We start from the raw sequence: 10,865 nt of genomic DNA on the forward strand, positions 1-10,865 counted from the left end.
GCGCCCTCCTCAGCGCTTCAGAAGCGGCCCGATCTGGCCGCAGATTTTCTGGAGCGTGCCCGGCACGTCTGCTTCCGGTCGCCAGACGGCGTCGAGATTGGAGCGCACCATCTGCTGGATCTGCGCAAAGCCGGTATGGCCGGGCATGACCTTGCCGTTGGCGATGCCGGCGATGACGACCTTGTCGATCTGCTCTTCGGAGAGCAGCGGGTTGGTCTTCTTAAGTACCTCGGCATTGAGCAGGGATTTGCGTGCCGACGGGAAGAACTGGCTAAGCTTGGCCGAGTTTTCCGGGTTGGTCATGTAGGCGACGAATTCGGCCGCCGTTTCTGCGTTCTTGCCCGACTGCATCACACCGACACCGGCCTGGCCGATCAACGCGTATTCACCGGCTGGGCCTTTCGGCAGCGGCACCAGATCCCAGTCGAACGGCTTGTCCTTCGGCAGAAGCGAGGCGCGGCTGATCTGGGTGATCGTCATCGCCGCGTTGCCGGCGAAGAAATCGACCGTCTCGCCGGGTCCGGGCATCGCCTTTTTCGTGAATACCACGTCGTGGATGAATGCGAGCGCATCCGCCATCGGCTTTTCCGCCATGGTGCAGGTCTTGCCGTCTTCGCTCCAGGGCGAAGCGCCCCAGCCGTTCCACACCGATGTCAGGTATTGCCAGGCCTGGTAGTTGAAATCGCGGACGACGAGCCCGCCCTTGCCCGTCTCCGCGACCGCCGAAGCCGTGGCTATGGCCTTGTCCCAGGTCCATTCGCCGGCAGCGACCATCTCGGCCGGTGTCTTGGCGCCTGCCGCCTTGACGAGATCGTTGTTGACAAACATCGCAAACGGCGAGGTGGAGAAGGGATAGGCGTAGAGCGTGCCGTCCTGCATCCAGCGCTCGGTCGCGCCGGCGCTCACCTCGTCGAGATTGAAACCTTCCGCTGCCTTCAGCGTGTCGCTCAGCGGATAAAGCGCGCCCGACTTGACGAAGTCATATGCCGAGGTCTCAAAAATCCAGGCCATGTCGGGTGCATTGCCGCCGGCAATCTGGGTGGTCAGCGCCGTCGTATAGGTTTCGAACGGCAGCGACTCGTAGGTGACCGTGACGTTGGGGTGTTCCTGCTTGAAACCAGCCGCGATCTCGTTGAACAGTTTCAGATGCGCCTCGTTGGCGCTCCAGATCGTCATGCGCAGATTGACCGCGCTCTGCGCATGGGCAGCACCGCCCCAGGCGAACGATCCGATGACTGCCCCCACGCTCAACAGTGTGCAGGCCGTCGATTTCAAATTCCGATAATGAAGCATTCCCAGTCCTCCTCCAAAGATGGGTGATCAGTAGGCCGCGATATCCGGCCACCGTATTTCAATGCCCTCGCGGGTCAGCGCCGCCTGGAAATCATGAAGATGCGCGTCCTGCGCCTGCACCTGATGCGGCGTCAGTCCTTGGTCGAGGCAGTATGATGCGAGCATTCCGGCGACTTCGCCGATATTCCACTCGACCGGATGCAGCCGGTAGCAGCCGTTGGTGATATGCGTCGTGCCGATGTTTTTTCCGGCCGGGATGAGGTTCTTCACCCGCTGCGGCAAGAGAGAACCGAGCGGGATCTCGAACGGGCAGGACGGAACGTCGACGTAATTGTCGCCGCCGGTCGAGGGGTGCAGGTCGATGCGATACATGCCTATGCCGACGCTGTCGCGATAACGAACCGCGCCCTTGTCCCCGCGGACCGTATAGGACAGATCCTGCTCGACGATGCGGGTGATCGGCTTGATGCGGCGGCCTTCGCGCACATAGGGCGCCATGGCGAGGCCGTGATCGGTACCTGTGATGTCGCCGCGCAGGCGCAGGCCCCGGAAACCCTGGCCACCGTCGAGGCGCGGTGCCTCCGTCTGCAGCCAGTAGAAGACCGAATAGGAAAGGTCGGCTGCGGCCTTCAGATGGCGCGCCTTTTCCTCTTCCGACACGTCGATGATCGTGCCGTCCATGTAGTCGATCATCGGCCAGTTCACGAGGCAGATGTCCGACTGGTAAAATCCGGGCGCGAAATTCTTGCGGGCGGCGATGCGCCGGAAGATCCAGAGGTTCTCGTCGCCGCCGCCCTTGCGCTGGTCGGCATCGACAGCCAATGGATCGTCGTCGGGGTTCGGTGTAAAGGAACGGGTGGTGTGCTCCAGCGTGCGCGGATGCGGCGCGGTGAAGCCGAGCAGCGGCCCGCCCCAGAAATGCGGCTGATACTTGCGCCAGTAATCGTAATTGTCCGGCTTGTTGATCGTCTGGTCGCCATCGACATGATCGATGGCAAAGCAGATCGACACGGCCTGAACGTTGTCCGGCTGGGCTTCTCCCGGTGCGCTCGGCTCGCCGGTGTCGGATTGCGCCTCGAAACCCTTGGCATATTCGGTACCGGTCATCGGCAGGAGATCGCCGAGTTCGGTGGCATCGAGAATGTAATCGGCGGAAATGACGATCTCGACACCCGTATCGCGATGACGAACGGTGACGGATCGGACCGTATCGCCCTCGACATCGGCTGCGACCGGCCGGTAGGGCTTGAGAACGGTCAGCCGGTCGGCACCGATATACGGCATCAGCATGCTTTCCATGACCGCCAGGCTCACGCGCGGTTCCGCGCAGATGCGGCTCACCCAGCCGCCGCCGGGATTGAGATCGCCCCAGGCGCGGGCACCCTCTGTCAGCGGATAGTGGTCGCGGTAATATTGCCGCACGCCGTTGCGCAGCTTCCGGTAGGATCGGGTGATGCCGAACTGTTCGACCCAGCTGTGCTCGTCGGAAGGAACGGCCTGGCTGGTCAGCTGGCCGCCGATCCAGTCGTATTCCTCGGTCATGATCACGCGACGTCCTCCACGCGCGGCCCCTAAGGCCGCCGCTACACCGCCGAGACCGCCACCTACTACAAGAATATCTGCTCGCATCTCTTTCACGTCATTCCATCCGTTTTCTACTGGGCGCGTTTCGCCGGATTTGAAGGACAGGGGCCCAATGTCTCGCCCTCGACGGGCTCGCAGGTCAGAAGGATCTGGCTGCCGGCACTTGCCGTTTCGATGCGGTTCACCAGCATGGCCGTCGCCTGCCGTCCCATCTCCTCGCGCGGAATGTCGTAGGAAGTGAACCGCACAGGGCTGCGGCCAGCGCGGATATGGCTGCCGAGCACGACCATCGAGAAATCCTGCGGCACCGACAGCCCGCGCTCGCGCGCTGCGGCCTCAACGCGCACGGCATCCGCCAGTTCGATGAAGAAGGCGGCCGTGGCACCGCTCGACACGATCCCATCGAGGATCTCGCCGGCCGGCCGGTTGACGGCATCGACATGCAGGGCAAGCTCGCCCCCCTCGCCCAGCGTCGAGACAAAGCCCCGCCAGCGATCTACGATGGATTCAGCTGGACCTTCCGGACCGATATAAGCAAGCTGCGAATGGCCGAGCGAAACGGCCATTTCGACGAGGTGGCGCGTGGCGGCCTCATAATCGCCACCGACGTAAGGAACCGGCCCGCCTACATCATCGCGGCGCCCGATCGCCACGAACGGGTAGTCTTCCGTCACCAGCCGGGCAAGTTCCTTGCGGTCGAATTCACGGCCGAGCACGAGGCAGCCATCAGCGATCCGGAGCCGGTTGTTTTCGGAAAAGATCTTGCGATTGTTGCCGACACCGGCGCTGGTCAGAAGCAGGAGATCGTAGTTCTGGTGCTGCGCCTCTTCCTCGATCCCGAGCAGAAAGGGCGTGAAAAAGTCCGCCTGCGCGCTCGGGAAGGCCGGCTCGTAAGTAAAGACGCCGAGAATGCGATTGAGCCCCTTGGCCATGCGCCTCGCGATCGGGTCGGCGACGTAACCGGTCGTCTGGATCACCGCCTGAACGCGTTCGCGCGTCTCGGCTGGAATGCGCGCCAGCGCTGTCGGCGCACCGTTCAGAACAAGGGAAACCGTAGCCTGACTTACGCCGGCAAGTTTCGCAATGTCGTTTTGAGTCAGTCGCTTGTGCCCTGTCACGCGACGCCCTCCCAAGCATCCCGAAAACTGCTAATACGTATTAGCTGTTAATGCGCATTAGCACAGTGATCTCAGGTTTTGTCAAGTGACCATCGGGGCTTCCAATCGCGGCATACCGCTACCGGAAGCGATGGAGCAGTCGAGGCATCGGTCTGCGCAACAGGCTTCGAGCTATGACAACAGCGCAACACGACGCAGTGGGAAGGCGGCGCGGTTGCTGAACTGATCGCAGACGTCACAGTCAAATCGATGGTGGCGTTTCCGGTACGGGATAGGTGTTCAGCCTTTCGCGAATGTATCCCTCGATATAGGCGAAGACTTCTGCCGCACCCTCGTCTGTTTCAACAAGGTCAATCGGACGATTGCCGCTGAGCTAGCTGTTTTCCTGTCGCGTCCATTTCATTTTTTGCCCCCCCATTCTTAGCGGGGCTTGTTCGTAGAAATCACGCGGTCATTTTGAATTTCTGTGCGGGGGTATGCCGCCTATGCTCATGTTGGGCCGTTCATTGTTGTAGGACCATGGCCACTGCGGGCAAAGGCTTGCGCCTCCTCAATGCTTTCGATGATGTACTGGTCTAGCCACTCGTGCCGAACCGTACGGTTGTAACGTTCGACGTAGGCGTTCTGTTGGGGCTTGCCTGGCTGGATGTGGCTCAAGGCTATTCCCCGTTTCTCTGCCTATTCCATCAGCTTACCGCTGACATATTCCGGACCGTTGTCCGCCTGTATGGCCATAGGCTTGCCGCGCCATTCGATGATCTGGTTCAGGCTGCGGATGACGCGCTCGGCAGGCAACGAAGAATCCACCTCAATGCCCAATCCCTCGCGATTGAAGTCGTCCAGAACATTCAGCAGCCGAAACTACCTGCCGTCCTCGAGGCGATTCGCAATGAAATCTATGGACCAGACCACGGGCAATGCATCGGGTTTGTCCCGCTTCAGGCGCCTGCGTGGCTTGCCCCTCAGGTTCAACTCAAGCTTGCGACAGACCCGCTTGTGGTTCCGGCGATGCCCACGGACATTGCGCAGGTAGAGAAAGCACAGGCCGAAGCCCCAGTTCTTCTTGACCCGCGTTAATCCGATGAGCAGATCGGCGATCTCCTCGTTATCGTCGGTCAGCTTGGCGCTAAAACCATAGCAGGTCTCGCTGACACTAAAGGTGCGGCAGGCGAGCGCGATGCTCACCCCACGCAACGCCACTGCTTTTCCGGCCATCTCCCGGCGTTGAGATGGCCGTGTCACTTTTTCCCAAAGCCTCTTTGAGCAGCTCACCTTGCATGCTCATCTCGGCATACATCTTCTTCAACCGTCGGCTTTCGTCTTCCAGTGACTACATCTGGCTGATCATGGACGCGTCCATACCGCCATATTTGGCGCACCATTTGTAGAACGACGTCGTGCTCATTCCATGCTCCCGGCACAAATCAGGCACGGGGACGCCGCCTTCCGCCTGACGCAAGATGGCAAGGATTTGCGGTTCACCGAATCTGCTCATCTTCATCAAAATCTCCTCGTTCATAAAGCCCGAGAAAATTCTACTTTTGAAGCCCGTTATTTGCCGCGAGATTGACCCGGCCAATGCCGATGAGCCTAACGTCCAGACTTTCTGGTCGTGAGGACCTCCAATGTACTCTCCATGGAGAAACTCCCGTTGCTCGTCCATGGATAGGCGATTACAGGTTAAGGCGGCGAGGACAACGCGGGAGTGGAAAATCGGTTACCGTTTATGCGACATTTTGTGCCTTCGGCGTGCTCGATCGTGTCGACGCGCTCTCGCGATATGCCGCCATGTGTCGTCAATGCAGCGCTTTTGTGAACTTCACATCCAATATTTGGGTTCGAGAACGGCTCTTTGACCGGATTGAGGTTACGCGAACGAAACGGCAAGAAGCCAGCACCACACGCAGGCCACCTTGCTGTTTCTCGCGCACGACGTGGACTTCCGCCCTATCGGTTGAAGCCCTCCACCTCTGTGGTGACCCATCGATATCCCTGTGCTTCGCAAACAGTCGGCGTTATTCGCTCCAAGGCGTGGAGCATGGTCCCGTCGTAGCCCAGAGGCTCTTCGGGATAGTCATCCCATCTCAAGCCGGAATTGAATATTGGCGCCAATGCACGGGGACGGGCGTAAAACATGTTGCCAACCGGGAACTCAATGGTGCGGGGCAGATCCGCATGCACACCGAGCCTCTCGCAGAGTTCCGTCGCCGGCAGGTAGTTTTCGGTCCAGCCAACCACGTTTGGGTCTTCTGGAAAGACGAGCCCGAGATCACTGCGTTGCTCGAATGCGGCCAGTATCTCGTCGATCGCAGCCGCCTTGCCGCCGATTAGATTTTCGAAAAGAAATTCGCGCCAGATATCGCCTGGCTGTGCCGTTGCTCCACTCCCGCCAATATCAACGCTTTTCTTTCCATGGATATGCCCGACGACATCATAGTCATCAAGCATTGCGCCATATTCGGTGATCATCGGCCCCAGATCTCGGCCTAGATTCGGTACGCGCCGAATGACAGTCCTTGCCTTCTTGTAGCCCGCCAGTCTCCGGGAAACGTAGGACAAGCCTTTGTCAGACGTGACACTGATGAGCAGATCCGGCTTGGCGAGGTTGTGCTGGATACGTTTCAGTATCTCGTCCAGGATTTCGGGATAGTGCAGATGGATGTGCAAGGCGACTTTAAGCTTGCTGGGCGTTTTTGTAACTTTGGGTTCTGCGCCTAAGCGGATGATATGTCTGAACCAGCGCCCTTCCGGGCGCCCGTTACGGATCCAATGTGCAAGATGATTTTCAAAGGGAGCCTTGTTCAGCTCCGGGTGATGTTCAAGATAAATATGCGGCGAAAAGCCCATGACTGGCCGCCGGTAGATACGATCCACTCCTTCGACGCCGGAGGCGGCGAAACGCAGATACTTCTTGATCTTCTCGTCTGGCGAAGACACCGCACCGAGTGCATCGCCAATTGCTGCGTCGGACAAGGCACCAGCCTGGCTAAGCGTGTCGAAATCCAGCCGCTCCTGGGCAGACATCGACTTGGCGTCTTCCAAAATAGCGATCAACTTATTGACATATCTGCGCATATCGAATGCCTCTAGTGCCATAGCCTTCAGCGCCACCCCGATTTCGCGACGGAAATGCGTGTCGATCGCCAATCTTTCCAGAATGTCTGCCGCGGCTTCGACATCGAGATACGGCGCAACAAGCGGCTTGAATTGAGCGATATTCCTGAGGAACTCTGCTGTTCCGGACGCCTTCTCAAAAGAAACGACGGGCAAGCCGGCCTGCATCGCATCGATGGTAACATTGGGAAATGGGTCCAGCCTGGAACTCATCAACATCGCGTCAGCAGCGATGTAGAGATTTTCCAGATCATCGGCGGAAACACCGGGCATGATCGTAACAAGGTCTTGAAGGCCACCACGGACAATCTGGTCACGCAACCAGATGGAATAGGAAAGGTCCTTCTCGGGATCATAGCCGTCGCCCACCCAAACGAACCGTACTTTGTCTCGCCCGAGTTTTTGTACCAACCGTTGTGCCGTGGAAATGAAAATATCCACGCCCTTTCTGATCTGGACAAACCCGCAACCTATCACGAGAAAGCGTCTCTCTATCGATTGCAACCGCAACAGATCGGCAAGTTGTCGGGAGGTGGGTATAGAGCTGGTTACAGGTATCTTCGATTTGCCCTGCGGCAACACGAGATAGTTTCTAAACCCGTTGAACAGATTGCAATTCAGCGCAGATGCGGCGGTCACGCTCGAAGAAAACACGATCATTTGGGAGCCGACGACCATATCAAGGACGCGCTTCTGCGGAATGACATATTCCGCGAATTCGTGCATCAGCGAAACCACGGGAACATTCAATTCCTGAGCCGCCGCTGCGATATTGGCGGTCTCAATGCTATTTGCGATGACATAATCAAGTCCGAAACGCTGCTTGACCTCCGAGAGGAAGACCCTGCGCAGGATGCTGCTATCTAATCCGGCCGCGCCTTCTGGTGCGAGCAATACCAAACTGGAATGCTCGTGAAATTCATCCACGAGAATGCCATCCTTCATGATCAGACTGATAACATTGAATTTCGTTGCAAGTTGCTCGGCGATGTTGCATCCCAGAATAGGTGCTCCGGTCATCGAGGCTTCATGAGAGGCTAGCAAGACTGTGGGCCGGTAGCGTTCGAACGGACGGCGGCCAGCCGACGAAATGGCGTCGAAATCCAGTACCGCCAGTCGTTTCTCATACCTTCCATGCCGAACATAATGCATCAACAGAGATGACTGCAGATCCCTGAGATCTTGATGTCCGAAACGATAAACCAGCGGATCAAACTGCGCGCTGGGCCGTAGATATCGCTTCTCACCGTCCGTTATATAGTCGAGTATCGCATCGCGACTTGAAGCAAAAACCCTTCCGGTTGCGTTTTGATAAAAATTAATATCGAAAAGCCCGCTGACGATGATCTCGTTCAGCCATTCTTCATTCTGTACTGCAGGTATATGGTTTTTGGGATGCTTCGATAAAAATCGTTGAGATAATGTCTCAAGCAGTCGGGAACGAGAAACGATGTCTTTGGCAATACGCTTGTTTCTTTCATTTCGCAGTACTTTAAGAACATAGTGTTTCATTGGGGATCCCCGAGCGCAACGTGGCGTAAGTCATGTCGAGAGGTCTTCAGCGGCGTGCCCGGCGTCTGGCGCTCCAGAAAAATACGCGCTTGTTTCTTCAATGAGTGCTTGAAAGCCTAGCCCTTCGTCCGAGCCGATGTCGCAAGCAGGTTCAGCTTTGATCACAGACAAGAAGAGGCGAGCCACCACAGGCGAGCGCACTGGATCCGCTGCGGCAACATCAGAGGCAGGACCTGCGCCAGATGAGCCCGACATTGCCGACCAGTCCGGGTGAAAAACATCGCACGACTGCGCTTTGAAGATGCCGGAGATCGTTAAACTGTGGTGCGGCTCATATGCGGCCCAGCTGCGCAGACCGGCGTCCAGGGAACTGGTACGCGCCGCAATGATGACGTTGTATCCTTCAGTTTGCAGTAAGCCCGCCAGACTTCTTCCGACAAATCCAGTCCCGCCAGCCATCAGATATTGCGTCATTGGTGGTTCTTTGGAGTAGTGGATACCTCTTCGAGGCAATCCAGCAGCAGCTTCACATATGCATCCATGTCAAAGCGCCGTTTTGCCAGTGCCCTGGCGCTTTGCGACAAGTTATCACGTAGTTCTCGGCTCATTGCAACTTCATAGATCCTTTCAGCTGCGGCTATGAAATCAAAATACGGGACAACCAGCTGTTGCAGCATCGCATCCTCCTGAAAGTAGTCCGAAAACCCGCTGGCATTGTCGAAGCAAACAACCGGCAGGCCCGCACTCAAGGCGTCGATGGCGACGTTGGGCAGCGGATCGAGGCGTGAGCTGAGGAACATTGCATCGGCTCGCTCGTAGAGCGTGTTCAGATCCGCCGCCGACAGCGCCGGAAGAATGGTGATCCCCTCGGCATGCCCGCCGCGTTGTATCTGGTCCTTCAACCATACACTCAGGAAATAATCTCGCTCAGGGTCATACCCATCGCCAACCCATACGAATTTGGCCTTCACACCCTTTGCCAAAACCTGTGTCGCTGCGGCAATAAACAGATCGACGCCCTTGCGTATCTGTACGTGGCCGCAACCTATGCATAAAAATGTCTCCCCATCTTTGTGATCCGCCAGCAGCGATGCCAGATGGGACGAGTGCTGCTGATTATCATGTGCGGGCAACAAGCACTTGCCTTGCGGAGCAATCAAGGCGTGCGGCAGGACAAGTCCGGTGGCGCCGCGCGCCGACGATGCAAGCAATTGCGAGGAAAACACCACCCTGTCTGCGGAATTGAGCACTTTGATCAGGCGTGGCGGATAGGTGTATTCCGCGAATTCATGAATGAGCGAGAGAGAGGGAATATCCATTATCGCAGCGGCGCTGACCGCAATTTCCGACTCCACGCTGTTTGCAACGACATAGTCGAGACCGAATGCGCTGCGAATGGGTCGCAGAATGCGGTTCGCAAAGGCCTGCGGGTCTGCATCGGCGATCGAACCGGCCATCGGCACGACAAAACCGACACAAAAGGGCATGAAATCGGCAGCCAGCTTGCCACCGTGAAGCATAATGCAAATCACATTATGTGTTTCGCTGAGGCCCTGTGCCAGATTCCAACCAAGCACAGGCGCTCCGGTGAAGCTTCCGTCATGAACACAGAGAATGACGGTTTTCAGGCTCTTATCGTAGGTTTTGCCTCCTTTTGCCAAAGGGTTGATTTGCCAGAGCGCGGCAGCATAAGACATTTTCAGGACCGCACTTTTTACGCGAGGGAAACGTCTCGCAATTTTGCGTGCAACGGCCGACAGCATTGGTGATTTGTTGATAAGCGAAAATATGAAACTCATACCGTAATTTGATCCAATTCTGTGAGTTGCAGAAGACCAAGCAGCGCCGACTCCGGGCCTTATTTCCAGATACTCGCCGCGTGGCACTCCAACTATAAGAGCCTGTTAGACAGTCCGGCGAAATGAAGCGCCCGGATTTTGCCGCAGAACGTCCCCTCAAGGTATGCGGCGAATACTGGTGCGTCCAGCATGGCAAAACATCGTCCTTTGGCATCGATTGACCGTATGTTTCAGATGGCTCAAGAATGCAGCGTCTTTTTGAATTGACCTGCCACTGATAGTTCCTCCAGCTTCTCCCCCCTCCCGCTGTCCCGCCCATCGAGGACGGACTTGTGAAGAAGCAGCGAGAGCTAGGTGTTTAGTCCCACAGTGTGATGGCGTATTATTGTCGCGATCACAGAGGGACACTCTATGGGCCAATTTCTTCATGGCAGCGCCAAGACCA

General features: G+C 57.2%; 6 protein-coding genes and 2 pseudogenes. 1 reads left to right on the forward strand and 7 read right to left on the reverse strand.

Going from position 1 to position 10,865, the window contains the following annotated elements; translation table 11 throughout:
• Nucleotides 1-9: 9 nt before the first annotated feature.
• From J2T09_RS22705 to J2T09_RS22715, 3 genes are read right to left on the reverse strand one after another with little or no spacing between them, the layout of a single operon-like run.
• Nucleotides 10-1,293, reverse strand: a complete 1,284-nt coding sequence (locus tag J2T09_RS22705; protein ID WP_306838846.1) for an ABC transporter substrate-binding protein — start codon at nt 1,291-1,293, stop codon at nt 10-12.
• Between the two features lie 27 nt (nt 1,294-1,320).
• Nucleotides 1,321-2,922 (reverse strand): FAD-dependent oxidoreductase, encoded by a 1,602-nt coding sequence (locus J2T09_RS22710; protein WP_306838862.1) that lies wholly within the window; start codon nt 2,920-2,922, stop codon nt 1,321-1,323.
• A 26-nt stretch (nt 2,923-2,948) separates the two neighbouring features.
• Nucleotides 2,949-3,995 carry a LacI family DNA-binding transcriptional regulator gene (locus tag J2T09_RS22715; RefSeq protein WP_306838849.1) on the reverse strand — a complete coding sequence of 349 codons (1,047 nt, stop codon included), beginning with the start codon at nt 3,993-3,995 and terminating at the stop codon, nt 2,949-2,951.
• Nucleotides 3,996-4,092: 97 nt separating this feature from the next.
• Here J2T09_RS22715 and J2T09_RS22720 point away from each other — a divergent pair.
• Nucleotides 4,093-4,221, forward strand: a pseudogene (locus tag J2T09_RS22720) (integrase); the annotation flags it as partial.
• Nucleotides 4,222-4,438: 217 nt separating this feature from the next.
• On the opposite strand, the pseudogene J2T09_RS22725 reads toward J2T09_RS22720, so the two are convergent.
• From J2T09_RS22725 to J2T09_RS22740, 4 genes and pseudogenes are all read right to left on the reverse strand, one after another.
• Nucleotides 4,439-5,496: pseudogene (locus tag J2T09_RS22725) on the reverse strand (IS3 family transposase).
• A 446-nt stretch (nt 5,497-5,942) separates the two neighbouring features.
• The gene (locus J2T09_RS22730) at nt 5,943-8,621 is read right to left on the reverse strand and encodes a rhamnan synthesis F family protein (RefSeq protein ID WP_306838851.1); all 2,679 of its coding nucleotides are present in this window, start codon (nt 8,619-8,621) and stop codon (nt 5,943-5,945) included.
• 30 nt (nt 8,622-8,651) lie between these two features.
• On the reverse strand, nt 8,652-9,095 hold the full coding sequence (locus J2T09_RS22735; protein WP_306838853.1) for a hypothetical protein: 444 nt from the start codon (nt 9,093-9,095) through the stop codon (nt 8,652-8,654).
• Nucleotides 9,092-10,420 carry a glycosyltransferase family 4 protein gene (locus J2T09_RS22740; protein ID WP_306838854.1) on the reverse strand — a complete coding sequence of 443 codons (1,329 nt, stop codon included), beginning with the start codon at nt 10,418-10,420 and terminating at the stop codon, nt 9,092-9,094. Before J2T09_RS22740 ends, J2T09_RS22735 begins: the two co-directional genes overlap by 4 nt.
• Nucleotides 10,421-10,865 lie beyond the last annotated feature (445 nt).

It is taken from the genome of Neorhizobium huautlense (assembly GCF_030811685.1).
Taxonomy (GTDB): Bacteria; Pseudomonadota; Alphaproteobacteria; order Rhizobiales; family Rhizobiaceae; genus Neorhizobium; species Neorhizobium huautlense_A.

Bases quoted from the DNA above. Each gene is read 5' to 3' on its own strand.
- J2T09_RS22705 (WP_306838846.1), bottom strand. From the start codon at position 1,293: ATGCTTCATTATCGGAATTTGAAATCGACGGCCTGCACACTGTTGAGC.
- J2T09_RS22710 (WP_306838862.1), bottom strand. From the start codon at position 2,922: ATGCGAGCAGATATTCTTGTAGTAGGTGGCGGTCTCGGCGGTGTAGCG.
- J2T09_RS22730 (WP_306838851.1), bottom strand. From the start codon at position 8,621: ATGAAACACTATGTTCTTAAAGTACTGCGAAATGAAAGAAACAAGCGT.
- J2T09_RS22735 (WP_306838853.1), bottom strand. From the start codon at position 9,095: ATGACGCAATATCTGATGGCTGGCGGGACTGGATTTGTCGGAAGAAGT.
- J2T09_RS22740 (WP_306838854.1), bottom strand. From the start codon at position 10,420: ATGAGTTTCATATTTTCGCTTATCAACAAATCACCAATGCTGTCGGCC.